Genomic DNA, 25,714 nt, shown 5'->3' on the forward strand with positions numbered 1-25,714 from the left:
CCCCGTCGCCGACCCGTCGCCAGCCGTACCCGTCACGAGAGACCCACCGGTGCAGACCCACGAGATCGTCCGTCGTTTCACCGCCCACTTCGAGAGCAACGGGCACACGCCCGTCCCCAGCGCCTCGCTGATCCTCGAGGACCCGCAGCTGCTGTTCGTCAACGCGGGCATGGTGCAGTTCAAGCCGTACTTCCTCGGCGACGTCCCCGCGCCCTACCCGCGCGCGACGTCGATCCAGAAGTGCGTCCGCACCCCGGACATCGACGAGGTCGGCAAGACCACCCGGCACACCACGTTCTTCCAGATGGCCGGGAACTTCTCCTTCGGCGACTACTTCAAGCGCGGCGCCATCGAGTTCGCCTGGTCGCTGATCACCCGCAGCCAGGACGAGGGCGGCTACGGCTTCGATCCCGAGATCATCTGGGTCACCGTCTACCACGACGACGACGAGGCGATCGCGCTCTGGAAGGAGATCGCCGGCCTGCCCGAGGAGCGCATCCAGCGCCGCGGCGGCGACGACAACTACTGGGACATGGGCGTCCCCGGGCCCGGCGGCCCCTGCTCGGAGATCTACGTCGACCGCGGCCCGGAGTTCGGCGCCGAGGGCGGCCCCGAGGCCGACGAGGACCGCTACCTCGAGATCTGGAACCTCGTCTTCATGCAGGACGAACGCGGCGCGCTGTCCCCGAAGAAGGGGCACCCCCCGATCGGCACCCTGCCGCACAAGAACATCGACACCGGGATGGGTGTCGAGCGGGTCGCGTTCCTGCTCCAGGGCGTCAACAACGTCTACGAGACCGACCTCGTCCGCCCGGTCATCGCCAAGGCCGAGGAGCTGTCCGGGAAGCGCTACGGCGCGGGCGGCCCGGACGGCGAGATCGACGACGTGCGCTTCCGCGTCATCGCCGACCACGCCCGCTCGTCGCTGATGATCGTCGGCGACGGCGTCACCCCCGGCAACGAGGGCCGCGGCTACGTGCTGCGCCGGCTGCTGCGCCGCATCGTGCGCTCGGCCCGGCTGCTCGGCGTCACCGGGCCGTGTCTGGGCGAGTTCGCCGCCGTCGTCCGCGACACCATGGCGCCGACCTACCCCGAGCTCGCCACCGACTTCGAGCGGATCTCCGCGGTCATCCGGGCCGAGGAGGACACCTTCCGCGCCACGCTGACCGCCGGCGAGCGGATCTTCGAGGGCGCGGTGTCCCGTGCCCGTTCCGCCGGCAGCGACACCCTGCCCGGCGACCAGGCGTTCGCGCTGCACGACACCTACGGCTTCCCGATCGACCTGACGCTGGAGATGGCCGCCGAGGCCGGGCTGACCGTCGACCGGGAGCGCTTCACCGCGCTCATGGACGAGCAGCGCTCGCGGGCCAAGGCCGACGCCGCCGGGCGCAAGGTCGGCTTCGTCGACGCCTCGGTCTACCGCGCCGTCCTCGACACGCACGGCGCCACCGACTTCCTCGGCTACCAGACGCTGCAGTCGGAGTCCCGCGTCGTCGGGCTGCTGCGCGACGGCGCCACCGTGCCCGCCGCCCACGAGGGCGAGCAGGTCGAGGTGCTGCTCGACCGCACCCCGTTCTACGCCGAGGCGGGCGGCCAGCAGGCCGACACCGGCCTGCTGCGCGGCGCGTCCTTCGAGGTCCGGGTCGACGACGTCCAGTCCCCGGTCGCCGGGCTGCGGGTGCACCGCGGCGTCGTCACCGCCGGCACCGTGACCCTCGACGCCGAGGTCGTCGCCGAGGTCGATCGCACCCGCCGGTCCGCGATCTCGCGCGCGCACACCGCCACCCACCTCGTGCACGCCGGGGTCCGCGGCGCGCTCGGCAGCGCCGCCGCCCAGGCCGGGTCGCTCAACGCCCCGGGCCGGCTGCGGTTCGACTTCACCTCCCCGACCGGGGCCGTGCCGCCCGCGGCGCTGGTCGAGATCGAGGAGGAGGTGAACTCGGTGCTCCAGGAGGACCGGGAGATCCAGACCTACGAGACCTCCATCGACGAGGCCCGCACGCTCGGCGCGATGATGCTGTTCGGCGAGAAGTACGGCGACCGCGTGCGTGTCGTCGACATGGGCGACTACTCGCGCGAGCTGTGCGGTGGCACCCACGTCGGGCGCACCGGTGAGCTCGGCCTGGTCCGGGTGCTGTCCGAGGCCTCCATCGGCTCCGGGGTGCGCCGCGTCGAGGCGCTGGTCGGGCTGGACGCCTTCAAGCACGCCACCACCGAGCACCTGCTGGTCAACCAGCTCGCCGACCAGCTCAAGGCCCGCCCGGAGGAGCTGCCGGAGCGGATCAACGGGATCGTCGAGCGGCTGCGGACCGCCGAGCGCGACCTGGAGAAGCACCGCGCCGACGCCGTCCTGGCCTCGGCCGGGGCGCTCGCCCAGCAGGCCGAGGACCTCGACGGGACCGCCCTGGTCGCCGTCACCGCGCCGGACGGTGTCGGTGGCAACGACCTGCGGACCCTCGCCGCCGACGTCCGGGGCAAGCTGGGCGACCGGCCCGGCGTGGTCGTGCTGTTCGGCGTCGACGGGGAGAAGGTGTCCTTCGTCGTCGCCACCACGAAGGCGGCCCGGGACAACGGGATCGCCGCCGGGAAGCTGATCGGGGAGTTCGCCGCGGCCGTCGGCGGGCGCGGCGGCGGCAAGCCCGACCTCGCCCAGGGCGGTGGCACCGACCCGGCCGGGATCGACGCCGCGGTGCAGAAGCTGCGCGCCGCGCTGCGTCCGTGACCCCCACCCGCGGGCGGCGCCTGGGCATCGACGTCGGCGCCGTCCGCGTCGGGGTCGCCATGTGCGACCCGGACGGGATCCTCGCGACCCCGGTCGAGACCGTGCCCCGCGATGCCGAGGGCGGCGCCGACGTACGCCGGATCGCCGCGCTGGTGGCCGAGCACGACGTCGTCGGCGTCGTGCTCGGGCTGCCCCGGAACCTGCGCGGCGAGGACGGCCCGGCCGCCGTCGCCGCACGGGAGTTCGCCGGCGCGCTGGAGGCGGGGCTCGCCGCGGCCGGCTGCGCGGTCCCGGTCGAGCTGACCGACGAGCGGATGACGACCGTCGTCGCGACCCGGCAGCTGGCCGGGCGCGGCGTGCGCGGCCGCAAGCAGCGTGCGGTCATCGACCAGCAGGCCGCCGTGGCCATCCTGCAGGGCTGGCTGGATACCACCCGCGGGACCTGATCACCGTGACCGGGGGTGACCACGGGCCGTGCCCGCGGCGGATACCCTCGAGCCCGTGACCGGCGCCGGCGAGAACGACGTGACGTCCCGGGGCCCGATGTGAGCGTGACCGCGGGGCCCGTACGACACCGTCCGACCCCGGTGCACTTCCGGCGTCGGCGGCTCGCCCTGCTGGGGTCGGCGTTGCTGGCCGGTGCGGTGCTCGTCGCCGTCGGCCTGTACCTGCGCGGCGCCGACGACTACTCCGGCTCCGGCAGCGGTTCGGTCGTGGTGCGCGTCGAGTCCGGCGACACCACCAGCGCGATCGGGGAGACCCTGGCCGGGCTGGACGTGGTGAAGTCCCGGGCCGCGTTCGTCGAGGCCGCCGCCGAGGAGCCCGGCATCCAGCGGGTCCAGCCCGGCTACTACGAGCTGCGGTCGCAGATGTCCGGCGACTCCGCGGTCGAGGGGCTGCTCGACCCGGAGCGGCGCGTCGGGTTCTTCGACGTCAAGGGCGGTGTCCAGCTGGACGACACCCGCGCCCCGGACGGCACCGTCTCCCCGGGCGTGCTGTCCCAGATCTCCCGTGCCACCTGCCTCGGCACCGCGGACGGGGACGCCCGCTGCACCGGCGTCGACGCACTGCGCGCCGCGATGGCCGACGCCGACCCGGCCTCGATCGCCGTCCCCGAATGGGCCCGCGCGGGCTACCGGGCGGCCGCCCCCGAGCGCCGGATGGAGGGACTGGTCGCCCCCGGGCCGTACGACCTGGATCCGCGCGGCACCCCGGAGCAGGTGCTGCGGCAGGTGCTCACCGCGTCGGCGACCAGGCTGGAGGCCGCCGGGCTGGGCGGGGAGAACGCCTACCGCACCCTCGTCCTCGCCTCCGTCGTGGAGAAGGAGGCGCTCGTCCCCGACATGCCGAAGGTGGCCCGGGTGATCGAGAACCGGCTCGCGGTGAACCAGCGCCTGGAGATGGACTCCACCGTCAACTACCCGCTGGACGTGCAGGCGCTGCGCACCACGGCCGAGGCCCGCAGCACCCCCGGGCCGTACAACACCTACCTCAACACCGGGCTGCCACCGACGCCCGTCGCCTCGGTGTCCACCGCGGCGCTGTCGGCCGCGGAGTCCCCGGCCGCGGGCCCGTGGCTGTTCTTCGTGCGGTGCACCACCGAGGGCGCCTCCTGCTTCGCCACGACCTACCCCGAGCACCTCGGCAACGTCGACCGCGCCCGCGCCGCCGGAGCGTTCTGACCCATCACCGGGCGCGCATGCAACCTGGGCCCAACCCATGACGGCGCTCACCCCCCGCCGGTAGACCGGGACCCGACAGCGACGTCAGGCGAGAGGAGCCAGCGATGCGTGCGGTCGTCTACCGGGGACCCGGGGACCTCGACATCACCGACGTGCCCGAGGGCGAGGTGGGTCCCGGCGAGGTCCGGCTGAGGGTCGGGTTCAACGGCATCTGCGGCTCGGACCTGCACGAGTACTACGCGGGCCCGATCTTCATCCCGAACGGGGAGAAGCACCCGCTGACCGGCCGCGAGCTGCCGCTGACCCTCGGCCACGAGTTCTCCGGGACCGTCGTCGAGATCGGGGCCGGGGTCGAGGGCGTCACCGAGGGCGACCGGGTCGCGGTGATGCCGCTCTACACCTGCGGGACCTGCTCACGCTGTTCCGAGGGCCGCTACAACGTGTGCGCGCAGATCGGCTTCCACGGTCTGATGGCCGACGGCGGCATGGCCGAGACCACCGTCGTCCCTGCGCACATGCTGCACCCGCTGCCGGAGAACGTGTCGCTGGAGATGGGCGCGCTCGTCGAGCCCATGGCCGTGGCCTACCACGCGGCGAAGCTCGGCGGGGTGAACCCGGGCGACACCGCGCTGGTGTTCGGCGCCGGGCCGATCGGGATCGGCCTGTGGTTCGCGCTGCGCGGCATGGGCGTGGAGGACGTCCGCGTCGTCGAGCCGTCGGCGACCCGGCGCGGCGCGATCGAGCGGCTCGGCGCGCAGACCCTCGACCCGACCGCCCAGGACGTACCGGCGATCGTGGCGGAGGCGACGAACGGCCGCGGCGCCGACGCCTGCTACGACGCCGCGGGGGTGGCCCCGGCCGTCGCGACCGCCCTGGACTCCCTGGGGGCGGGCCGCCCGATGGTCAGCGTCGCGATCTACGAGACGCCGCTGGTGACCCCGCTGCTCAACCTGGTCCTCGGCGAGTCCCGCATCCAGGGCTCGCTCTGCTACACCCACGCCGACTACCGGGCGGTGATCGAGCTGATGGCGAACGGTCACTACGACACCACCGGCTGGATGGAGAAGATCGCCATGCGCGACGTCGTCGAAGAGGGCTTCGAGGCGCTGCACGCGGGCCGGAAGATGAAGGTCCTGGTCGACCCGTCCCTGGCCTGACCCGGGGGTCACTGCCCCCAGAAGCCCTCCGGCGGCCGGGGCGAGGGTGCGGCGCACGCGTCGGTGACGACGCCCGCGCCGCGCCCGAGGGCGCGGGTGCCGGCGTCGTCGAGGACCCGCGCCGGGAACGGGTCCCCGGCCGCCCGGCGGGTCACCCCGGGCACCGGCAGCTCCCGGTCCGACGCGGCCAGCACGAGGTTGCCGAACCGGCGTCCGTGCAGCACGTCCGGGGCGGCGACGAGCGCGAGCTCGGCGAACGCCGCCCCGGCCGTCGCGATCTGGCCGGGCAGGAACGGCCAGGGGGCGCCGTCGCCGAGGTTCGCCACGTGCATCCCGGTCGGCGCGAGCACCCGGCGGACGGCGGTGAGGAACTCCGCCGTCGTGACCTGGGCCGGGGTGCGGGCCCCGGCGAACACGTCGGCGACCACGACGTCGAACGACGCGGGCGCGAAGCGGCCCAGGGTGGCGCGCGCCTCCCCGGTGACCACGGCCAGCCCGTCGGCGACCCCCGGGCCCGGCAGCCGGTGCGCGACCAGGGCGGCCAGCTCGCCGTCGAGCTCGACGACGGTCTGGGCTGACCCGGGGCGGGTCGCGGCGACGTAGCGGGCCAGCGTCCACGCCCCGCCGCCCAGGTGCAGCACCCGCAGCGGCACCGCGGGCGGCGCGGCGAGGTCGACGAGGTGGGCGATCCGGCGGACGTACTCGAACTCGAGGTGCTCGGGGTCGTCGAGGTCGACATGGGACTGGGCCGTCCCGTCGAGCAGCAGCGTCCACGACGACGGCCGCGCCGCATCCTGCACCAGCTCGGCGACACCGTGGTCGACCTCGGCGCGGACCACCGCCCCGGCCCGGCGGTCACCCTGCGGCGCACTGGAACCCATTCCGGTCATCCTGCCCGCGCCCGGCGGGTTGTCCACAGGCGGGCAACCCGTCGGTCCGGACGGCCCGGCCCGCCCCAGGATCGAGGCATGGTCCTCGCCGCCACCGCCACCGCCACCGCCACCGCCACCGTCCTGGTCGCCGCCGTCCTCGGCGGGGGCACCGGCGTCGCGACCCGGCGATGGCTGGCCCGGCTGCCGCGCGGCGCACCGGTACCGGCCGGGTGGTGTGAGGCGGGGCTGGCGCTCTGCGGGGCGGCGACGGCGGGGCTGGTCGTCTCGGGGCTGCTCGAACCGCGGTGGACGGCGCTGCTCGCGGTGCTGTCCTGGCTGGCCGTGGCGGGATCCGCGACCGACCTGCTGGCGCGGCGGCTGCCGAACGCGCTCACCCTGCCCGCGCTCGCGCTGGTGCCCGCGGCGCTCGTGCCGGCCGGGGGCGCCGCGGTGGGGCGCGGCCTGGCCGGGGCGGTGCTGCTCGGCGGCGCCTACCTGGTGGTGCACCTGGTCTCGCCACGGGCGATGGGCGGCGGCGACGTGAAGCTCGCCGGCCCGGTGGGCGCCGCGGCCGCCGGTGCGGGATGGGCGGCGCTGCCGGTGGTCGCGGTGCTGGCCGCGGTCGTCTCGGCGGCGGTGGCGCTCGTCGCGGTCGGGGCCGGGCGGGCCGGGTGGGGGAGCAGGCTGCCGCACGGCCCGGTCCTGCTCGGTGCGGCACTGGCGGTCGTGGTGCCCGCGGTCGTGGTGCTGTCGGGCGCCCGGATCCCCGGGTGAGAGGATGGTCGCCGTGCTGCGATGGATCACCGCCGGGGAGTCCCACGGTCCGGCCCTGGTGGGCGTGCTGGAGGGCATGGTCGCCGGGGTCTCGGTCACCACCAAGGAGCTGCAGGCCGAGCTGGCCCGCCGCAAGCTCGGCTACGGCCGCAGCCCGCGGATGGCGTTCGAGGCCGACGAGCTGGAGGTCATCGGCGGCCTGCGGCACGGCCTCACGCAGGGCGGGCCGGTCGCGGTCCGCATCGCCAACACCGAGTGGCCCAAGTGGGAGACGGTGATGGCCGCCGACCCGGTGGACCCGGAGCTGATCGCGCACCGCGCCCGCAACGCGCCGCTGACCCGGCCCCGTCCCGGCCACGCCGACCTCGCCGGCATGACCAAGTACGGCTTCGACGAGGCCCGCCCGGTCCTGGAGCGCGCCAGCGCACGCGAGACCGCCGCCCGCGTCGTGCTCGGCACCGTCGCCAAGGCGTTCCTGCAGCAGGCCCTCGGCGTGACGATCGTGTCCCACGTCGTGGGCATCGGCGCCGTCGACGCCCCGGACGACGAGCCGCTGCCCGGCCCCGCCGACCTCGACCGCATCGACGCCAACCCGGTGCGCGCCTTCACCGACGCCACCGGCGCCGCGATGGCCGCCGAGATCGACGCCGCGCACGAGGCGGGCGACACCCTCGGCGGGGTCATCGAGGTCATCGCCTACGGGATGCCGGTCGGCGTCGGCACCTACGTGCAGGCCGACCGCCGGCTCGACGCCCGGCTCGCCGCCGCGCTGATGGGCATCCAGGCCATGAAGGGCGTCGAGATCGGCGACGGCTTCCGCACCGCGCACCGCCGCGGCTCCGTCGCTCACGACGAGATGGTCCCCGCCGGTTCGCCCGGGCAGGGTCCGGCGGGCACCGTGCCGGTCACCCGGCTCACCAACCGGGCCGGCGGCATCGAGGGCGGCATGACCAACGGTGAGCCGGTCCGGGTCCGCGTCGCGATGAAGCCCATCTCCACCGTCCCCCGGGCGCTGCGCACCATCGACACCACCACCGGTGAGGAGGCCACCGCCATCCACCAGCGCTCCGACGCCTGCGCCGTGCCGCGTGCCGGGGTCGTCGTCGAGACGATGGTGGCGCTGGTGCTGGCCCAGGCCGCACTGGAGAAGTTCGGCGGCGACTCGCTCGACGAGACCCGCCGCAACCTGGCCTCCTACCTGGCGGGGCAGCGGTGACCGCGCCGGCCCCCACCCCGGCCCCCGACGCCGAGGGCCGCCCCTGGGTGGTGCTCGTCGGCCCGCCCGGGTCCGGCAAGAGCACGGTCGGCTCGCTGCTCGCGCAGCGGCTCGGCCTGAACTTCGCCGACACCGACGCCGCGATCGTCGCCCGCATCGGCAAGCCGATCGCGGAGATGTTCGTGCAGGAGGGCGAGGCCGCGTTCCGCGCGCTGGAGCGCGAGGTCGTCGCCGAGGAGCTGCGCGCCGGGCACGGCGTCCTCGCCCTCGGCGGCGGCTCCGTGCTGGCCGCCGAGACCCGCGCACTGCTCGCCGGGCACCGCGTCGTCGCCCTCGAGGTGGACCTCGCCGACGGGATGCGCCGCACCGGGATGTCCACCGCGCGCCCGCTGCTGGCCGGGGTGAACCCGCGGGCGACGTTCCGGGCGCTGCTCGCCGAGCGGGCCCCGCTCTACGCCGAGGTCGCCACCGTGGCGGTCACGACGGTGCGCCGCAGCCCCAACCAGGTCGTCGCCGCCGTGCTGGCCGAGCTCGGGCACGGCCCGTCCGCGCTGCCCGAGGCCTCCCCGGACGCCGCCGACCCGTTCGACCGGCCCACCCCGCGCCAGGACTCGACACTGCCGGCGCCCGGCTTCGGCTCGCCGCAGGACGGGGCCGGCACCGAGCGGGCGGAGGCCCGATGACGTCCACCCCGTCCGGCACGCTGCCCGACACCTCCGGCACCATCGAGCCCGACGGCTCGGTCCGCATCGACGTCCGCACCGAGCAGCCCTATCCGGTGCTCGTCGGCGCCGGGGTGGCCGCGCGGCTGGCCGAGGTCGTCGTCGGCACCGGTGCGGGCCGGGTCCTCGTGCTGCACCCGCCGACGCTCGCCGACCGCGCCGGTGCCGCCCGCGCCGAGCTGGAGTCCGCCGGCCTGGCCGCGTTCACCCACGAGGTGCCCGACGCCGAGGACGGCAAGTCCCTGGCCTCGCTGGCCGACTGCTGGGACGCCTGTGCCGGTGCCGCGCTGACCCGGGCCGACGTGGTCGTCGGGTTCGGCGGGGGAGCGGTCACCGACCTGGCGGGGTTCGTCGCCGCGACCTGGATGCGCGGGGTGCGGGTCGTGCACGTCCCGACCACACTGCTCGCGATGGTCGACGCCGCCGTCGGCGGGAAGACCGGCATCAACACCGCCGCCGGGAAGAACCTGGTGGGCGCCTTCCACGAGCCGTCCGCGGTGCTCGTCGACCTCGACACGCTGCGCACGCTGCCGCGTCCCGAGCTCGTCGCCGGGTCCGCGGAGGTGTGGAAGGCCGGGTTCATCGCCGACCCGGTCATCCTCGACCGCGTCCGCGCCGACCCGGCGGCCGCGCTGGACCCGGCCGGGCCGGTGCTCGGCGAGCTGGTGCGCCGCGCGATCCGGGTGAAGGCCGACGTCGTCGGGGCGGACCTGCGCGAGTCGCACCTGCGGGAGATCCTCAACTACGGCCACACCCTCGGCCACGCCGTGGAGCGCCGCGAGCGCTACCGGTGGCGGCACGGCAACGCCGTCGCGGTCGGCCTGGTCTTCGCCGCCGAGCTGGCCCGCGCCGCGGGGCGGCTCGACGACGCCACCGCCGACCTGCACCGCGAGGTGCTGGAGCTGGTCGGGCTGCCGACGCGCTACGAGCCCGGCGTGCTCGACGAGCTGACCGAGACCATGCGCGGGGACAAGAAGTCCCGGGCCGGGACGCTGCGCTTCGTCGTGCTCGACGGCCTCGCCGAGCCGGGGCGGCTGGAGGGCCCGGACCCGGCGCTGCTGGAGACCGCGTACGCCGCGATCTCCGGCTGAGACCGCGGTCGGCACACCTCAGCCGAGGGCGGGGTGGGTACGCGACCCGACGGCCTGCACGAGCAGCAGCACCCCTGCGGCCAGGGCGAACGTCCCGACCAGCCACAGCATCGCGAGGATCCCGGACGCGGGCCACAGCAGCAGCAGTACTCCGAACAGCACGTCGAGAACGGCCCGTCCGGCGACCCAGCCCCACGGCCCGCCGTGCCTGCGGACCTCGTTGGCCGAGACCGCGGTGACGACCCCGGCGACGATCGCCCAGAACGCGACCACGTAGAGGAAGAACAGCGCCGCGGTCCCGGGCAGCGCGAAGGCCGCCAGACCGGCGACGACCGACACCACGCCCTGCGCGACGGCCCAACCCCAGCCGGGGCGCTCGCCCCGGTGCCGGATCCCGAGCACGACCGCGACGACGCCGTCGACCAGCGCGTACGCGGCGAAGACGTAGATCAGCACCAGCAGGGCCAGGCCAGGGGTCACCAGCACGGCCAGCCCGAACAGCAGGACCAGGACACCGCGGAGCACGACGAGTCCGCGGACCCCGTGCGACGTGGCGTCCTCGGCGGTGGGCGCCCGTCCTGTTCCGTCACTCGCGTCGACCATGGTCGTGCTCCGTCCGGGTGGAGGGGTTGTGGCGGGGAACGATTCCACCCGCACCGGAGCCGCGACCGGGGCGAAGGTCCCCCCGCGGCACCGGCGTTCCGGCGCGGATCGCGGTGGGGACCGTGGGAGAGGATGACCGGGTGCGCGACGTGATGCGGGACGGCCTGCGACGGCTCCGGGAGCTCCCCGCCCGGTCGCCTCTGGCGGGGCACGCCCGCCGGGCCGCCGACCGCTACCGCCACCAGCGCGGCAACCACCTGTCCGCCGCGGTCGCGTTCTACACCGTGATCGCGGCGGTGCCGCTGCTGCTCGTCCTGTTCTTCGCCCTCGGGCTGCTCGTGTTCTGGCGCACCACCACCCGCGACGACCTGGTCCTCGCCGTCGAGGCGGCGTTCCCGGCCGGGCTGACCGGCGCCGTCGCCCCCGCGGTGGAGGCCGCCGCCGACCGCAGCGGGTCGCTCGTCGGGATCGGTGCGCTCGGGGTGCTGTGGGCCGGGTCGACGTGGACGTCGTACCTGCGGGAGGCGCTGTCCGCGCAGTTCCGGCTGCCCGCCGAGCGGATCGTCTCGCCGCGCCGGGTCCTGTGGGACCTGGGCGCGCTGGCCGTGCTCGGCGCGGCCGTCCTCGCCTCGGTGGTGGTGACGTTCGCCGTGACCGGGCTGGCCGGGTTCACCCTGGAGCTGGTCGGCGTCCGCGACGCGCTCGGCGGCCGGGTCGCGCTGCGGGTGCTCGGCGCCGTCGTGGTGCTGGTCCTGGACTGGGCCGTGTTCTGCTTCGTACTGGCCCGGCTGCCGCGCCGGCCGGTCCCGCCGGGCCGGGTCGTGCGTCCCGCCGCCGTCGGCGCGGTCGCGCTGGAGCTGCTCAAGCTCGGGGTCGCGCTCGTCGTCGGCGCCGTGTCCGACACCGCGGGCGGGGCCGTGTTCGGCACCGTGCTCGCGACGCTGTTCTTCCTGTTCCTGCTGTCGCGGCTGCTGGTGTTCTCCGCGGCGTGGATCGCGACCGACGGGACCGACCCCGCACCCCGGTCAGAGACCGACGTCGTCGAGGACCCGGCGCAGCGGGTCCGGTAGCGCCCGCAGGTCCAGCTCGGCGGCGAACAGCGCGCCGTAGCGGGCCTTGCGCCCGGAGCGCGCCGAGAGGAACCGGCGCAGGTTCTCGTCGTCGCCGCGGCCGCGGCGGCCGGGCTGACGGGCCAGGGCGTGCAGCGCGGCGAGCTCACCGCAGGCGTCGAGGACGGCGTGCACCCGCGCGGTGCCGAGCGCGCGCAGCAGCTCGTCCTCCAGGTCGGCGTCGCACACCCGGACCGGCACCGCCGTCCCGGCGGCCCGGCGGCAGTACGCCGCGGCCCCGGCGTCGCACAGCACGGCGACCCGGTCCGGGGCGGCCGGGGCGAGGGCCGCCAGGGCGGTGCCCAAATTGGTGTAGCCGTGCAGGACGACGATCGCCACGTCGCCGGGCGGGGTGCCGCGACGTCGCGCGAGGGTTTCGAGCACCGCGGCGTCGCTGGCCCCCTCGACGAGCACCACCGCGGCCGGGGTCACGACCCGGCCGTCACGGTCCGACCGTCATGACCCGAACGCGGCCACGAACTGCTCGGCCGAGGTCGCCCGGTAGACGGTGTTGGTGGCCCGCACGTCGTCGAGCGGGGCGTTCGACGCCGGCGAGTACCAGTGCCCCGGGTAGACCGTCGGGTTGCCCTTCAGCGCTGCCAGCTGCTGCAGCGAGTGGTACATCTGCGCGGTGTCGCCGCCCGGGAAGTCGGTGCGTCCGCAGCCCTGCAGGAACAGCGTGTCCCCGGCGACGAGCCGGTCGCCGTCCGGGCCGGGCACCAGGAAGCACTGGCTGCCCGGGGTGTGGCCGGGGGTGTGCAGCAGCCGGATCGCGACGTTCCCCACCTCGACGACGTCGTCGTGGTCGTGCGGGGTCAGGTCGGTCGCCGACAGCCCGGTCACCCGCGTCACGTAGTCGGCCTCGGCGCGCTGCACGTGGATCGGCACCGGGTGCGACCCGATCAGCTGCGCGACGCCGACGAGGTCGAAGCCCATCATCGTGCCACCGACGTGGTCGGGGTGGTGGTGCGTGGCCAGCACCCCGGTCAGGCGCATGCCGTCGGCGTCGAGGGTCGCGAGCAGCTCGTCGGGGGAGTAGGCCGGGTCGACGACGACGGCCTCGCGGGTCTCGTCGTCGCCGATCAGGTACGAGAAGTTGACCATCTGGGTGGCCACCGGGTCACCCACGGCGTAGTCCTGGCCCGACAGCAGCTGGCGGAAGTAGAGGCCCATGCCGGTGACCCTAGACAGCCGCGACACCGCACATAGGGTTCGGGCCATGTCCCACCCCGCCCGGCGCGACGCCCTGCGCGCCCTGCTCCCCGCCGCCGGACTGGACGCGCTGCTGGTCACCGACCTGCTCGACGTCCGGCACCTGACCGGGTTCACCGGCTCCAACGCCGCCGCGGTGATCGCCGCCGGCCCGGGCGGCGATCTGCTCTGCACCGACGGGCGCTACCGGGTCCAGGCCGCGGAGCAGTGCCCCGACCTGGAGATCCTCGTCGACCGGCCGAGCGCGCCGGCCGCCGCGGCCCGGGTCCCCGCCGGGCTGACCCTCGGCTACGACTCGGCGACCCTCACCGTCGACGGACTGGCCGCGGTCCGCGACGCCGTCCCCGGCCGCAGGCTGCGCCGCGCCCCCGGCCTGGCCGGGCGGCTGCGCGCGGTCAAGGACGCCGGCGAGGTCGAGCGGATCGCCGCGGCCTGCGCGCTGGCCGACACCGCGCTGCGCGCCCTGCTCGACGACGGCGGCCTGCGCCCGGGACGCACCGAGGCCGACGTCGCGCTCGACCTCGACGACCGGATGCGCCGCCTGGGCGCCGACGGCCCCGCCTTCGACACCATCCTCGCCGCCGGCCCGCACTCCGCGGTGCCGCACCACCGCCCCACCGGCACCGAGCTGCGTCGCGGCGACCTCGTCAAGATCGACTTCGGGGCGGCGCTGGACGGCTACCACTCCGACACCACGCGCACGTTCTGCCTGGGCCCGGCCGCGGACTGGCAGCGTGAGCTGCACGCCCTGGTCGACGCCGCCGCCGCGGCCGGGCGGGCCGCACTCGTCGCCGGGGCGTCGGTGACCGCCGTCGACGCGGCCGCCCGGGACGTGATCACCGCCGCCGGGCACGGCGAACGGTTCCCGCACGGCCTCGGTCACGGGGTCGGGCTCGCGGTGCACGAGACGCCGTGGCTCGGGACCACCGCCACCGGGCGGATCGACGCCGGCAACGTCGTGACCGTCGAGCCGGGCGTCTACCTCGACGGACGGGGTGGGGTGCGGATCGAGGACACCCTGCACGTCGTCGCGGGCGGCCCGGCCGTGCCGCTGACCGGGCTGCCCCACGAGCTCATCGAGATCTGAGCGCCTCCCGCCACGGCACGGTCGCCCCGATCCGCAGCACCGACCGCTCGTAGACCCGGGCGCCCGCCTTCGCCAGCAGGACCAGCGCCACCAGCATGACCAGGGCCGACCCGGCGACGTGCCACGCGGTCGCCGACCCGTCGGCGATCATCAGCGGCATCAGCATCGCCGGGAACGGAGGGATCCACGACAGCACGCCGAGCACCGCGGAGTCCGGCGAGCCCAGGAACCAGAACGAGACGCCGTACATCGCGAACAACAGCATCATCAGCGGCCCGGTGGTGCTGTTGACGTCCTCCTGGCGCGACACGAGGGACCCGGCCGCGGCGTAGAGCACCGCGAAGAACGCGTAGCCGAGGACGAACCATCCCAGCGCGGCGCCGAACACCCCGAGCGCGGTGCCGGTGATCGTCAGCAGTCCGGTGGCGATCCCCGCGCCGATGCCGACGACGCCGTAGAGCAGCAGCTGCACCAGCCCGACGGCGCCGATCCCCAGCACCTTGCCCCACAGCAGGTGCAGCGGGCGGATCGTCGACAGCAGCAGCTCCACCACGCGGCTGGACTTCTCCTCGACCACGCCCATGGCGACGGTGAGGCCGAAGCCCACGATCTGCATGAACATCACGATCAGCACGACGAACGACAGCGCGGTGCGCTGCCCGGCCTCGGGATCGGCGGGGTCGAGCGCGTCGACGGTGAGCCCGGCGGGCGGGGTCGCGGCGGCCAGCTCGGCCGGGGTGAGGCCCACCGTCGTCAGCGCGGCCGCGGTGGCCCGGTCGGCGAGCGCGGCGTCGAGCACCGCGCGGGTCGCCGACGGCACGTCCGAGTCGACGACGGCCACCGCGCCCGCCGGGCCGTCCGCGGTCAGGGCGACGTCGAGGTCCCCGGCGGCGACGGCGTCGCGCCCGGCGGCCGCGGACGGCACCTCCCGGACCTCGACGGGCAGGCCGAGCCGCTCCCCGGCGGCCGCGACCGCCGCGGCGAGCGAGGCGTCCCCGGCCACCCCGACGGTGGGACGGTCGTCGCCGCCGGAGCCGAACACCGCATAGGCGACCATGCCGCCGACGATGACCAGCACCATGATCGCGTTGCTGATCCAGAAGCTGCGCTTGTGCACCTGCACCCGGAACTCGCGACGCGCGACGAGCGCGACCGCGCGGTGCGCGGGCAGGGTGGCGGACCCGGTCATGCGACGACCTCCCGGTACAGATCGGTCAGCGACGGCGTGGTGACGGTGAAGCCGCGCACCGGCCCGGTGGCGAGCGCCGCGGCGAGGACCCGCTGGTCGTCGGCGCCGTCGCCGAGCGCCAGGACGGTGCGGCCGCGGTCCTGGGCGAGCACGGTGACCCCGGGCAGGCCCTGCGCCCAGCCGGGCGCGGCGGCCGGGGCGTGGACCTCCAGCCGGGTGCCGCCACCGCGGCGCACCTCACCGACGGTGCCGACGGTCCGCATCCGCCCGGCCACGAGGATCCCGACCCGGTCGCACAGCCGCTGCACCAGGTCGAGCTGGTGGCTGGAGAACAGCACCGGCACCCCGGCGCGGGCCTTCTCCCGCAGCACCTCGCTCATCACGTCGACGGCGACCGGGTCCAGCCCGGAGAACGGCTCGTCGAGCACCAGCACCGCCGGGTCGTGCACGAGCGCGGCGGCCAGCTGCACGCGCTGCTGGTTGCCCAGGCTGAGCGCGTCGACGGTGTCACCGAGCCGGTGATCGACGCCGAGCTGCTCGGCCCAGCGCAGCACCGCCCGGCGCGCCGCGGCCCGGTCGACGCCGTGCAGCTCGGCCAGGTAGGTGAGCTGCTCGCCGACCTTCATCTTCGGGTACAGCCCGCGCTCCTCGGGCATGTAGCCGATCGTGCGGCGCACGTCGAGATCGACCGGGCGCCCGCCGAGCCGGACCTGCCCGGAGTCCGCCGCCAGCACCCCGAGGGCGATCCGCATCGTCGTCGTCTTCCCGGCGCCGTTGGAGCCGACGAAGCCGAAGATCTCGCCCGGGCGGACGTCGAAGCTCACCCCGTCCAGGGCGACGGTGCCGCCGTAGCGCTTGGTCAGCGCGTCGATCTCGAGCGTCGCGCCGGTGCCGGTCACCGGACCGGTCCGGAGCTGCTGCTGTGCTGTCATCGGTCCCTCCCCGCTCGTGGGGGCCGACGCTACGAGCCGGGTGCCCCCTCGCGGATCGGCGCGCAGGACGAGATCGGCGACGCGGCGGGGTCGTCCTCGCGGACGAGCGGGCTGCGGGGCAGCACCGCGCGGACCGTCCACCCCGGACCGTCGCCGGGGCCGGTGTACAGGTCGCCGCCGAGCAGCGCGACCCGCTCCCGCATGCCGAGCAGGCCCAGGCCGGAGCCGGTGCCGTCGGGCCGGTGGCCGGGGACCGGGCCGTCGTCGTCGACCTCCACGACGACGGGGCCGCCGTCGCCGCCCCGGGTGACCCGCACCCGGGTGGGGGTCGGCCCGGCGTGGCGCAGGGTGTTGGTCAGGGCCTCGGTGACGATGCGCCGCGCGAACAGCTCCGCCTCACCGGGCGTCCCCGCCGGGGAGCCCCCGACGGTCACCTCGACCGGCAGACCCGCCGAGCGGGACGGCGCGACCAGCGCCTCCAGCGCGGCGGGGGACAGGTCCGCGCCGTCCGGGTCCGGACCCAGGTCGGCCAGTGCGGGCAGCGCCTCGGCGACCCGCCGGACCGAGTCGGCGATGTGCCCGAGCGCCTCGGCGCGCGTCGCCGGGTCGGCGGCGAGCCGCGCGGCCCCGGCCTGCACCGCCACCGCGGAGACGTGGTGGGCGACGACGTCGTGCAGGTCGCGGGCCACGCGCAGGCGTTCGCGGGTGAGTGCGTCGCGCACGCCCGCCTCGGTGAGCGCGCGCCGCCGGGCCGCGGTGTCGAGCCGGTGGTGGCGGACCGCGACCCCGGCCGCCCACAGCGGCACCACGGCCAGGAAGTTCAGCACCACCACCGACTCCGGGTAGCCGAGCCGGTCCCACACCCCCGTCAGGACACCCCCGGCGACGACGACGAGCGTCGACACGACCACGGCCACCGCGGACGGCACGACCGGCGCCGCCGTCGCAGCGCCCCAGACCAGCAGGACCCAGGCCGACTCGGCGAACACGTTCGAGCCGTCGAGCAGACCCGCGGCGAACGACCCGGCCCCGGCGAGCAGCAGCGCCGGCACCGGCGCGGTCCGCCACCAGGCGACGAGTGCGAACTGCGCCACCACGACGACCGCCGCGACCGGGTTCCGCCACGGCAGCGCCAGCATGCGCAGGAACCCGTCGACGACCGGCTGCCCGGTGTCCACGCCGGCCACCGGGGCGACCAGCGCCCCCATCAGCAGTGCCGGGACCACGAACGCGACGAGCGCCCACAGCCCGGCCCGGTCGGGTACCGGCAGCCGGCGCCGGCGCGGGGGTGCGGCGGGCTCCGGCACCGCGACGGCGACGGGGCCCGGCTCGACGGCGGCGGGCGCGCGGAGCACGCCCAGGACCCGGCGCATCGCGGCCAGCACCGACCGGGCCCGTTCCCGTACGGCACGCAGGTCGGCCTCGGTCGCGCCGGGACCCAGCGCCCCGGCCTGGGCGACCAGGCCACGCAGACCGCTGAGCACCCCGCCGCCGATCTCCTCGGCGATCCGGGACCGCTCGGCGTCCAGCGCGGTGCCGTGCCGCAGCCGGTCGGTCTCGGCCCGTTCCCGGTCGGCGCGCAACGCGGCGGACCGGCTCCAGCGCCCCGCGAGGGCGGCGATCACCAGCAGCGGCGCCACCACCGTCGAGCCGCCGACGAGCATCCCCGCCTCGGTCGCCGGGTCCGGCGACAGCGGGACGCGCAGGAGCCCGGCCAGGCCGAGCGCCCCGAGCCAGGGCAGCGTCACCCAGGCCGCCGCGCCGACCGGTCCGCGCTGCGGGGCCCGCGCGACGGAGAAGGCCAGCAGCGGCCACAGCAGCGCCGCGAACCCGGTGAGGAACGCCATCGCCGGGGCGGCGAGCACGGCCAGGACCAGGTAGGCGCGCCGCGGCCGGTGGCGGCGCAGCAGCACGGTGGCGGCCATCGCCGGGCTCAGCACCGCCGCCAGCGCCACGGACAGCGGCAGGGCGAGCCGGTGGGTGTAGCCGGGGATCTCCAGGACCAGGGCGGTGACCAGCTCCTGTGCGACCAGGATCAGCGCCAGCACCGCCAGCGCGACGTCCCCGGCGCGCGTGCCGGGCAGCGGCGTGGGGGCGGGAGCGGGGGCGTCCGGGCCGGGCTCAGCCGTCGGCACCGGCCGCTCCCACCAGCCCGTGCTCGTAGGCGAACACCACCAGCTGCACCCGGTCGCGCAGCCCCAGCTTGGTGAGCAGGTTCGAGACGTGGGTCTTGACCGTCGTGCCGCCCAGCACCAGCCGGTCGGCGATCTCGGCGTTGGACAGCCCGGCGGCGACCAGCCCGAGCACCTCCCGCTCCCGCTCGGTCAGCCCGGCCGCGGGCCCGGCCGGAGCGGGCGGGTCGGCCGGGACGAACGAGCCGACGAGCCTGCGGGTGACCGACGGCGCGAACAGCTCGTGCCCGGCGTGCACGGTGCGGACCGCGACCTGGAGGTCCTCCGGCTCGACGTCCTTCAGCACGAAGCCGGACGCGCCGGCCCGCAGGGCGTCGTAGACGTGGCGGTCCAGGTCGAACGTCGTCACCACCAGCACACGGATGCCGGGGTCGCGCAGCGCGCGGATCCGCCGGGTCCCCTCGATGCCGTCGGTGCCGGGCATCCGGACGTCCATCAGCACGACGTCCGGGCGCAGGGTCTCGGCCAGCTCGGCGGCCTCCGCGCCGTCCCCGGCCTCCCCGACGACGTCGATGTCCGGCGCCGCCGCGAGCACCGTCCGCAGACCCGCCCGCACCACCGCCTGGTCGTCGGCCACCACCACCCGCACCGTCATGGCGCCCATCCTGGCAGGTCGCCCGCCCCTCGGGCGGGCCGGTGAACCGGGTGGCGGTACCCTGACCGACGCACGAATCCGAGATCCGAGCAGGAGAGCGCGCACGTGGCGACCACGAACGACCTGAAGAACGGCCTGGTCCTGAACATCGAGGGCCAGCTGTGGACCGTGACGGCGTTCCAGCACGTCAAGCCCGGCAAGGGCGGTGCGTTCGTTCGCACCACGCTGAAGAACGTGATGTCCGGGAAGGTCGTGGACCGGACCTTCAACGCGGGCACCAAGGTCGACACCGCGACGGTGGACCGCCGCGACATGACCTACCTGTACCGCGAGGGCACCGACTTCGTCTTCATGGACGGCGACACCTTCGACCAGATCCCGATCCCGGAGAAGGCCGTCGGCGACGCCGCGCGCTACCTGCTGGAGAATGCCTCCGCCCAGGTGTCGCTGCACGAGGGTGAGCCGCTGTTCATCGAGCTCCCGACCTCGGTCGAGCTGGTCATCTCCCACACCGACCCGGGCCTGCAGGGTGACCGCTCCACCGGCGGCACCAAGCCCGCGACCCTGGAGACCGGCGCCGAGATCCAGGTGCCGCTGTTCCTGGAGAGCGGCACCAAGGTCAAGGTCGACACCCGGGACGGCCGTTACCTCGGCCGCGTGAGCTGAGGTGCGCGCACGCACCAAGGCCCGTAAACGGGCACTGGACATCCTCTTCGAGGCCGAGGCCCGCGGTGAGGACGCCCTGTCCGTGCTCGCCGCGCGCCGCGAGACCGACGACGCGCCGCCCGTGCAGGACTACGCGGCGCGGCTCGTCGAGGGCGTCGCGACCCACCGGGACCGGATCGACCAGCTGATCGCCGAGCACGCCGAGGGCTGGGACGTCGACCGGATGCCCGCGGTCGACCGCGGCCTGCTGCGGCTCGGGATCTACGAGCTGCTGTGGGTCGACGACGTCGACGACCCGGTCGCGATCACCGAGGCCGTCGAGCTGGCCCGGACGCTGTCGACCGACGACTCCCCGCGCTACGTCAACGGGGTGCTCGGCCAGATCTCCGACATCGCCGAGCACCTGCGCGCGACCCTCTGACCAGGGCCTGAACGCACGAAGGGCGGTGGCCGGGGGACTGTGCAGACCCCGGCCACCGCCCGACCGGTCGCGTCACCCTTCCCCTGGGACGCGGCCGGTGGAACAGATCATCCCACGTGCTGCCCGGGACGCGCCTCGGGCGGGAGCACTCCCCAGTCGATGAGCTGGTCGGTCAGCTCGCCGGGGGACATGTCGTAGATGATCGCGAGCGAACGCAGGTCCTCGGCGCGGATCGAGAGCACCTTGCCGTTGTAGTCGCCGCGCTGGCTCTGGATGGCCGCGGCGTAGCGGGCCAGCGGCCCGACCTTGTCCGCGGGGAGCTGCTGCAGCCGCTCCAGGTTGATCACGATCTTCGTCGCGGGCTCGCTGCCGGAGGGGATGCGGCCCTCGGGGAGCAGCTCGGCCACCGGGACGCCGTAGAAGTCGGCCAGCTCGGCCAGCTTCTGCACGGTGACCGCACGGTCCCCGCGCTCGTAGGAGCCCACGACGACCGCCTTCCAGCGTCCGCCCGACTTCTGCTCGACGCCGTGCAGGGAGAGCCCCTGTTGCTGCCTGATCGCCCGGAGCTTGCCCCCGAGCGCCTTGGCGTAGTCGCCCATCGATCTCCTCGTTCCTGACGGTCCGTACCGGTGTGGCCGGACCGGCCGGTCACCGGCGGTGCACCGGTGGCGTTGTCGCGCCTGCCGCGTCGTCGCCCCTGTGGGTGGTCCCGTTCGGGGCGGCAGCTCCGGCGGGTGCCGGCGTCCCGGCCGTCCCGCTCGTCGCGGCGCTGCTGCACGCGTGCTGATTGATACGGAGAGTAATCCTCCGGGTCCGGTCCGGCACCGTCAAGTTCGACCCCCTGCTCGGGGGGTTGACGAGCGGTTTCCCACACGAACGGGGCAGTCCACGTCCCTCGTCAGCGGTAGCGCAGGGTGTGGGTACGCGATCCCACCACCCGCCCCTGTGGGTGCGCATGGGCAGAATCGGGTATCGCAAGGTGTCGTGCCGGACGGCCGTCGGCCATCGCGCATCGTGACGGGAACGTGACCTCGAACGGGTGACGCGGCTGTGGCGCGGCTCGCGGTGTGACGCGCTGCGGCCGTCCCGCGCGGGCACCCGCCGAGTTGCTAGGTTGGCGCACAGCTCGTGTACGACCGTCCTTTAAGACCCGTCCGGTGAGGCGGGGAAGGAGACCACCTCGTGGCGCAGAACCGCCGCGGGGACGCCGACGCACAGCAGCCCGCACGGGAACTGCTGTCCGCCGCCGACGTCACCCGCACCGTCGCGCGCATCGCGCACCAGATCATCGAGAAGACCGCCTTCAGCGCCGAGAACCCCGACGGGCTCGTGCTCCTGGGCGTCCCCACCCGCGGCGTGCACCTGGCCCACCGGCTCGCCGCCGCGATCACCGACTTCGCCGGCGCCGCACCGGCCGTCGGCTCGGTCGACGCCACCCTCTACCGCGACGACCTGCGCCGCGGCCCGGCCCGTGCGCTGGAGTCCACCGCGGTGCCCGAGGGCGGCGTGGACGACCGGCTCGTCGTGCTCGTCGACGACGTCCTCATGTCCGGGCGCACCACCCGCGCCGCGCTCGACGCCCTGCGCGACGAGGGCCGTCCGCGTGCGGTGCAGCTCGCCGTGCTGATCGACCGCGGCCACCGGGAGCTCCCGATCCGCGCCGACTACGTCGGCAAGAACGTCCCGACGTCGCGCTCGGAGCAGATCCTGGTCTCGCTGACCGAGATCGACGGCAGCGACGGCGTCTGGATCACCCAGGGAGAGGGGGACAGGTGAGACACCTGCTCTCGGTCGCCGACCTCGACGCCGCCGAGGCCACCGCGCTGCTCGACACCTCCGACCGGCTGCGCGAGGCGCTGCTCGGCCGCGAGGTGCGCAAGCTGCCGACGCTGCGCGGCCGCACGGTCATCACGATGTTCTACGAGAACTCCACCCGCACCCGGGTGTCGTTCGAGATCGCCGGCAAGTGGATGAGCGCCGACACCGTGAACGTGTCCGCCTCCGGCTCCTCGGTCTCCAAGGGCGAGTCGCTGCGCGACACCGCGCTGACCCTGTCCTCGATGGGTGCGGACTGCGTGGTCGTGCGCCACCCCGCCTCGGGGTCGGCGCACCGGCTCGCGCACTGGGCGGACGCCGACCGCGAGGTCACCGGCACCCCCACCGCGATCGTCAACGCCGGTGACGGCACCCACGAGCACCCCACCCAGGCGCTGCTCGACGCCGCGACCCTGCGCGACCGGCTCGGCGGCATCGCCGGGCGGCGGATCGGGATCGTCGGCGACGTCCTGCACTCCCGGGTCGCCCGGTCCAACGTGCTGCTGCTCGCGACCCTCGGGGCCGAGGTCGTGCTCGTCGCGCCGCCGACGCTGCTGCCCACCGGCGTCGAGTCCTGGCCGTGCCGGGTGTCCCACGAGCTGGACGCCGAGCTGCCCGCGCTCGACGCGGTCATGATGCTGCGCGTGCAGTCCGAGCGGATGCACGGCGGCTTCTTCCCCTCCGCGCGCGAGTACGCGGTGCGCTTCGGGCTGTCCGAGGACCGCGCGAGGCTCCTGCCCGACCACGCGGTCGTCCTGCACCCCGGCCCGATGATCCGCGGCATGGAGATCGCCCCCGCGGTCGCCGACGCCCCCAACTCCGCCGTCCTGGCCCAGGTGCGCAACGGCGTGCACGTGCGGATGGCCGTCCTCTACCACCTTCTCGCCGGAGCTCCCGAATGACCGACCTGCTGATCCGCAACACCCGGCCCTACGGCGGGGACCCGGTCGACGTGCTCGTCGCCGACGGCGTCGTCGCCACCATCGGCACCGGCCTGACCGCGCCCGAGGGTGCGGAGGTCCTCGACGCCGACGGCGCCGTGCTGCTGCCCGGCTTCGTCGACCTGCACGTGCACCTGCGCGAGCCCGGCGGCGAGGAGTCCGAGACCATCGAGACCGGCAGCCGTGCCGCGGCGCTCGGCGGGTTCACCGCCGTGTTCGCGATGCCGAACACCACCCCGGTCGCCGACTCCGACGTGGTCGTCGAGCACGTGCGCCGGCGCGGCGAGGAGATCGGGCTGGTCGACGTGCACCCGGTCGGTGCGGTCACCGTCGGCCTCGGCGGCGAGAAGCTCGCCGAGCTCGGCACGATGGCCGCCTCCCGCGCCGCGGTGCGGATGTTCTCCGACGACGGCCGCTGCGTGAACGACCCGCTGATCATGCGCCGCGCGCTGGAGTACGCATCCGCGCTCGACGTCGTCATCGCCCAGCACGCCGAGGACCACCGCCTCACCGGCGGCGCCCAGGCGCACGAGGGTGCCGTCGCCGCGCGCCTCGGGCTCGCCGGGTGGCCCGCCACCGCGGAGGAGACGATCGTCGCCCGCGACTGCGCGCTGGCCCGCGAGGCCGGCGCGCGGCTGCACGTCTGCCACATCTCCACCGCCCGCACGATCGACGTGCTGCGCGCGGCCAAGGCCCAGGGCGTGCGGGTGTCGGCCGAGGTCACCCCGCACCACCTGCTGCTCACCGACTCCCGGCTGACCGGCTACGACCCGGTGAACAAGGTCAACCCGCCGCTGCGCACCGCCGACGACACCCGCGCGATGCGCGAGGCGCTGGCCGAGGGCGTGATCGACGTCGTCGCGACCGACCACGCCCCGCACGCCGCGCAGTACAAGGACACCGAGTGGCAGGCCGCGAAGCCGGGCATGCTGGGCCTGCAGACCGCGCTGTCGGTGCTGGTCGAGACGATGGTGGAGCCGGGCCTGCTGGACTGGCACGGCGTCGCGCGGGTGCTGTCGGAGCGCCCCGCGGAGATCGGGAACCTGCCCGACCAGGGCCGTCCGATCGCGGAGGGGGAGCCGGCGACGTTCGCGCTGGTCGACCCGGACGGGGTCTGGACGGTCCGCGGTGCGGAGCTGGCGAGCAAGGCGGCGAACACGCCGTACGAGGGAATGCGGCTGCCCGGAACGGTGGTCGCGACGGTGCTGCGGGGACGCATCACCGCGCAGGACGGGAAGGTTGTGCAGTGATGGGGGACAGGACAGCGCTACTGGTGCTCGAGGACGGGCGGATCTTCCGCGGACAGGCGTACGGCGCCACCGGGGAGACACTCGGTGAGGCCGTGTTCACCACCGGCATGACCGGGTACCAGGAGACCCTGACCGACCCGTCGTACCACCGCCAGATCGTGCTGCAGACCGCACCGCAGATCGGCAACACGGGCTGGAACGACGAGGACGACGAGTCGCGGGCGATCCAGGTCGCCGGCTACGTCGTGCGCGACCCCGCCCGGCGGGCGTCGAACTGGCGGGCCACCGGCTCGCTGGAGGACGCACTGCGGGCCCAGGGGATCGTCGGGATCGCCGGGATCGACACCCGCGCCGCGGTGCGCCACCTGCGCGAGCAGGGCGCCATGCGCGCCGGGATCTTCTCCGGCCCCGGCCTCGCCCCCGACGACGAGCTGGTCGAGCGGGTCACGCAGTCCCCGCAGATGGAGGGCGCCGACCTCTACGGCGCCGTCACCACCGCCGAGGCCTACGTGGTGCCCGCGGTGGGGGAGCGGCGCTTCGTCGTCGCCGCCCTGGACGTCGGCATCAAGTTCAACACCCCGCGGATGATGGCCGCCCGCGGCATCGAGGTGCACGTGCTGCCCGCGTCGAGCACCATCGAGACCGTCGAGTCGCTGCGTCCGGACGGCTTCTTCCTGGCCAACGGCCCGGGTGACCCGGCCACCGCCGACGGCCCCGTCGCGCTCGCCCGGCAGGTCCTGGAGCGGCGCATCCCGCTGTTCGGGATCTGCTTCGGCAACCAGATCCTCGGCCGCGCGCTCGGCCGGTCCACCTACAAGCTGCGCTACGGCCACCGGGGCATCAACATCCCGGTCGTCGAGCACGCCACCGGGCGGATCGCGATCACCTCGCAGAACCACGGCTTCGCGGTGTCCGGCGAGGCGGGCGAGGAGTTCGACACCCCGTACGGCCGCGCGCAGATCACCCACACCTGCCCCAACGACGGCTGCGTCGAGGGCATGGCCGGGCTCGACTTCCCGGCGTTCTCCGTGCAGTACCACCCGGAGGCCGCCGCGGGCCCGCACGACGCGTCGGACCTGTTCGACCGCTTCGTGGAGCTCATGACCGAGTACCCGGTCGGCTACGCCGGCGTCGCCGGGCAGCGGCCCGAGGGCACCGCACCCGCGCCGTACCCGCGGCCCGAGGCCGAGACCCACTCCGAGGCCGAGGCCCGGCCCGGGGCCGGGACCGAGGCCGCGCCGGCGATGACCGCCCAGCCCGACCCGGCCACGCCGCCGACGGCGACCGCGGCCCCGTCGGTCGACCTGCGGCCCACCCCGGCCGCCCCGGCCACGGCCACGGCCCCGGCCGCGGGCGGGTTCGAGCCGGGCAGCCCGGAGGGCCCGCACGGCGGGGCCGACGCCGGAACGGACGCCGACGAGCACACCACCCGGCTGCCCGTCACCCCGCCGGCCGGGACCCCGGCC

General features: G+C 75.3%; 24 protein-coding genes and 1 pseudogene. 16 read left to right on the forward strand and 9 right to left on the reverse strand.

The window, feature by feature from the left end:
- Window positions 1-49: 49 nt before the first annotated feature.
- From alaS to ND486_RS01100, 4 genes are all read left to right on the forward strand, one after another.
- Window positions 50-2,722 carry an alanine--tRNA ligase gene (gene alaS / locus ND486_RS01085; RefSeq protein WP_208826926.1) on the forward strand — a complete coding sequence of 891 codons (2,673 nt, stop codon included), beginning with the start codon at window positions 50-52 and terminating at the stop codon, window positions 2,720-2,722.
- Window positions 2,719-3,168: a Holliday junction resolvase RuvX gene (ruvX, locus tag ND486_RS01090; protein WP_251782368.1), complete on the forward strand. Its 450-nt coding sequence runs from the start codon at window positions 2,719-2,721 to the stop codon at window positions 3,166-3,168. The genes alaS and ruvX overlap by 4 nt, the downstream gene beginning before the upstream one ends.
- Before the next feature lie 141 nt (window positions 3,169-3,309).
- Complete coding sequence (gene mltG / locus ND486_RS01095; protein ID WP_251782369.1) at window positions 3,310-4,404, forward strand: endolytic transglycosylase MltG; 1,095 nt, start codon at window positions 3,310-3,312, stop codon at window positions 4,402-4,404.
- A 104-nt stretch (window positions 4,405-4,508) separates the two neighbouring features.
- A complete protein-coding gene (locus tag ND486_RS01100; RefSeq protein WP_251782370.1) occupies window positions 4,509-5,561 on the forward strand; it encodes a 2,3-butanediol dehydrogenase in 1,053 nt (350 codons plus the stop codon).
- A gap of 8 nt (window positions 5,562-5,569) precedes the next feature.
- Here the strand turns inward: ND486_RS01100 and ND486_RS01105 are convergent, their stop codons facing one another.
- Entirely contained in the window at window positions 5,570-6,442 is an 873-nt protein-coding gene (locus tag ND486_RS01105; protein WP_251782371.1) for a spermidine synthase, read from the reverse strand.
- An 87-nt stretch (window positions 6,443-6,529) separates the two neighbouring features.
- Here ND486_RS01105 and ND486_RS01110 point away from each other — a divergent pair, with 87 nt between their 5' ends.
- The 4 genes from ND486_RS01110 to aroB are packed head-to-tail and all read left to right on the forward strand — an operon-like array spanning window position 6,530 to window position 10,236.
- Window positions 6,530-7,207 (forward strand): A24 family peptidase, encoded by a 678-nt coding sequence (locus ND486_RS01110; protein WP_251782372.1) that lies wholly within the window; start codon window positions 6,530-6,532, stop codon window positions 7,205-7,207.
- A 13-nt stretch (window positions 7,208-7,220) separates the two neighbouring features.
- Window positions 7,221-8,423, forward strand: coding sequence for a chorismate synthase (aroC, locus tag ND486_RS01115; protein ID WP_073575277.1), 1,203 nt, complete (start codon window positions 7,221-7,223; stop codon window positions 8,421-8,423).
- Window positions 8,420-9,106, forward strand: a complete 687-nt coding sequence (locus ND486_RS01120) for a shikimate kinase (protein WP_307799306.1) — start codon at window positions 8,420-8,422, stop codon at window positions 9,104-9,106. Before aroC ends, ND486_RS01120 begins: the two co-directional genes overlap by 4 nt.
- Window positions 9,103-10,236, forward strand: coding sequence for a 3-dehydroquinate synthase (aroB, locus tag ND486_RS01125; RefSeq protein ID WP_251782373.1), 1,134 nt, complete (start codon window positions 9,103-9,105; stop codon window positions 10,234-10,236). The genes ND486_RS01120 and aroB overlap by 4 nt, the downstream gene beginning before the upstream one ends.
- Before the next feature lie 18 nt (window positions 10,237-10,254).
- On the opposite strand, the gene ND486_RS01130 is transcribed toward aroB, so the two are convergent.
- The gene (locus ND486_RS01130; protein WP_251782374.1) at window positions 10,255-10,839 is read right to left on the reverse strand and encodes an HdeD family acid-resistance protein; all 585 of its coding nucleotides are present in this window, start codon (window positions 10,837-10,839) and stop codon (window positions 10,255-10,257) included.
- A gap of 122 nt (window positions 10,840-10,961) precedes the next feature.
- On the opposite strand from ND486_RS01130, the gene ND486_RS01135 reads away from it, so the two are divergent.
- Window positions 10,962-11,909 (forward strand): YhjD/YihY/BrkB family envelope integrity protein, encoded by a 948-nt coding sequence (locus ND486_RS01135; RefSeq protein ID WP_308215785.1) that lies wholly within the window; start codon window positions 10,962-10,964, stop codon window positions 11,907-11,909.
- Here the strand turns inward: ND486_RS01135 and ND486_RS01140 are convergent.
- Together ND486_RS01140 and ND486_RS01145 are read right to left on the reverse strand one after the other, a co-directional pair.
- Window positions 11,865-12,380 (reverse strand): hypothetical protein, encoded by a 516-nt coding sequence (locus tag ND486_RS01140; protein WP_251782375.1) that lies wholly within the window; start codon window positions 12,378-12,380, stop codon window positions 11,865-11,867. The two genes, ND486_RS01135 and ND486_RS01140, sit on opposite strands and share 45 nt — an antisense overlap.
- A 24-nt stretch (window positions 12,381-12,404) precedes the next feature.
- On the reverse strand, window positions 12,405-13,121 hold the full coding sequence (locus tag ND486_RS01145; RefSeq protein ID WP_251782376.1) for an MBL fold metallo-hydrolase: 717 nt from the start codon (window positions 13,119-13,121) through the stop codon (window positions 12,405-12,407).
- 46 nt (window positions 13,122-13,167) lie between these two features.
- Between ND486_RS01145 and ND486_RS01150 the strand changes: the two genes are divergently transcribed.
- Window positions 13,168-14,247, forward strand: coding sequence for a Xaa-Pro peptidase family protein (locus ND486_RS01150; RefSeq protein ID WP_251782377.1), 1,080 nt, complete (start codon window positions 13,168-13,170; stop codon window positions 14,245-14,247).
- Here the strand turns inward: ND486_RS01150 and ND486_RS01155 are convergent.
- Genes ND486_RS01155 through ND486_RS01170 form a run of 4 tightly spaced genes read right to left on the reverse strand, consistent with a single transcriptional unit; the run spans window position 14,234 to window position 19,155 of the window.
- Window positions 14,234-15,436: an ABC transporter permease gene (locus ND486_RS01155; RefSeq protein WP_251782378.1), complete on the reverse strand. Its 1,203-nt coding sequence runs from the start codon at window positions 15,434-15,436 to the stop codon at window positions 14,234-14,236. The two genes, ND486_RS01150 and ND486_RS01155, sit on opposite strands and share 14 nt — an antisense overlap.
- Complete coding sequence (locus ND486_RS01160; RefSeq protein WP_251782379.1) at window positions 15,433-16,368, reverse strand: ABC transporter ATP-binding protein; 936 nt, start codon at window positions 16,366-16,368, stop codon at window positions 15,433-15,435. Before ND486_RS01160 ends, ND486_RS01155 begins: the two co-directional genes overlap by 4 nt.
- A 29-nt stretch (window positions 16,369-16,397) precedes the next feature.
- On the reverse strand, window positions 16,398-18,503 hold the full coding sequence (locus tag ND486_RS01165; protein ID WP_251782380.1) for a histidine kinase: 2,106 nt from the start codon (window positions 18,501-18,503) through the stop codon (window positions 16,398-16,400).
- The gene (locus ND486_RS01170) at window positions 18,490-19,155 is read right to left on the reverse strand and encodes a response regulator transcription factor (protein WP_073574688.1); all 666 of its coding nucleotides are present in this window, start codon (window positions 19,153-19,155) and stop codon (window positions 18,490-18,492) included. Before ND486_RS01170 ends, ND486_RS01165 begins: the two co-directional genes overlap by 14 nt.
- A 105-nt stretch (window positions 19,156-19,260) precedes the next feature.
- Here ND486_RS01170 and efp point away from each other — a divergent pair, with 105 nt between their 5' ends.
- Window positions 19,261-19,821 carry an elongation factor P gene (gene efp / locus ND486_RS01175; RefSeq protein WP_073574689.1) on the forward strand — a complete coding sequence of 187 codons (561 nt, stop codon included), beginning with the start codon at window positions 19,261-19,263 and terminating at the stop codon, window positions 19,819-19,821.
- Between the two features lies 1 nt (window position 19,822).
- Window positions 19,823-20,242: a transcription antitermination factor NusB gene (gene nusB / locus ND486_RS01180; protein ID WP_073574690.1), complete on the forward strand. Its 420-nt coding sequence runs from the start codon at window positions 19,823-19,825 to the stop codon at window positions 20,240-20,242.
- Between the two features lie 107 nt (window positions 20,243-20,349).
- Here the strand turns inward: nusB and ND486_RS01185 are convergent, their stop codons facing one another.
- Entirely contained in the window at window positions 20,350-20,841 is a 492-nt protein-coding gene (locus ND486_RS01185) for a transcriptional regulator (protein WP_020625790.1), read from the reverse strand.
- 583 nt (window positions 20,842-21,424) lie between these two features.
- Here ND486_RS01185 and pyrR point away from each other — a divergent pair.
- The 4 genes and pseudogenes from pyrR to carA form a co-directional block, all read left to right on the forward strand.
- Window positions 21,425-22,018: a bifunctional pyr operon transcriptional regulator/uracil phosphoribosyltransferase PyrR gene (gene pyrR, locus ND486_RS01190; protein ID WP_062395627.1), complete on the forward strand. Its 594-nt coding sequence runs from the start codon at window positions 21,425-21,427 to the stop codon at window positions 22,016-22,018.
- A complete protein-coding gene (locus tag ND486_RS01195; RefSeq protein ID WP_179762644.1) occupies window positions 22,015-22,959 on the forward strand; it encodes an aspartate carbamoyltransferase catalytic subunit in 945 nt (314 codons plus the stop codon). The genes pyrR and ND486_RS01195 overlap by 4 nt, the downstream gene beginning before the upstream one ends.
- Window positions 22,956-24,248 carry a dihydroorotase gene (locus ND486_RS01200; RefSeq protein ID WP_100877621.1) on the forward strand — a complete coding sequence of 431 codons (1,293 nt, stop codon included), beginning with the start codon at window positions 22,956-22,958 and terminating at the stop codon, window positions 24,246-24,248. Before ND486_RS01195 ends, ND486_RS01200 begins: the two co-directional genes overlap by 4 nt.
- Window positions 24,248-25,351 (forward strand): annotated as a pseudogene (gene carA, locus ND486_RS01205) (glutamine-hydrolyzing carbamoyl-phosphate synthase small subunit); the annotation flags it as partial. The gene ND486_RS01200 and the pseudogene carA, both read left to right, overlap by 1 nt.
- Between the last annotated feature and the right edge of the window lie 363 nt (window positions 25,352-25,714).

It is taken from the genome of Pseudonocardia sp. DR1-2 (genome assembly GCF_023717215.1).
GTDB lineage: Bacteria > Actinomycetota > Actinomycetes > Mycobacteriales > Pseudonocardiaceae > Pseudonocardia > Pseudonocardia alni.